Raw genomic sequence first — 590 nt, 5'->3', positions numbered from 1 at the left:
GGCGACGGACCCGACTCCCGCTTCGCCAAGGTCACCCGACTGGCCCAGGAGCACGGCGCGGCGCTGATGGCGCTGACGATCGACGAGGAGGGCCAGGCCCGGACGGCCGAGACGAAGGTCGCGATCGCCGAACGGCTCATCGGGGACCTCACGGAGAACTGGGGGATCAGGGAGTCGGACATCCTGATCGACACCCTGACCTTCACCATCTGCACGGGCCAGGAGGAGTCGCGCAAGGACGGCGTCGCCACGATCGAGGCGATCCGCGAGCTGAAGCGCCGCCACCCCGACGTGCAGACCACCCTGGGTCTGTCGAACATCTCCTTCGGCCTCAACCCGGCCGCCAGGATCGTGCTGAACTCGGTCTTCCTCGACGAGTGCGTGAAGGCGGGCCTGGACTCGGCGATCGTCCACGCGTCGAAGATCCTGCCCATCGCCCGCCTGGAGCCGGAACAGGTGGAGGTCGCGCTCGACCTGATCCACGACCGGCGGCGCGAGGGCTACGACCCCCTCCAGCGCTTCCTGGAGATGTTCGAGGGCGCCACCACCAAGTCGATGAAGGCCGGCAAGACCGAGGAGCTCCTCGCCCT

1 protein-coding gene is annotated in these 590 nt (G+C 68.5%); it reads left to right on the top strand.

The features are described 5' to 3' along the window. A partial coding sequence (locus IE180_RS36040; RefSeq protein WP_190161124.1) for a dihydropteroate synthase occupies window positions 1-590 on the top strand: 590 nt, incomplete at both ends.

Source organism: Streptomyces litmocidini (assembly GCF_014649755.1).
Lineage (GTDB): Bacteria > Actinomycetota > Actinomycetes > Streptomycetales > Streptomycetaceae > Streptomyces > Streptomyces litmocidini.
Note: the sequence above shows the minus strand (reverse complement) of the source record. Positions and strands in the feature narration are given on the sequence as shown.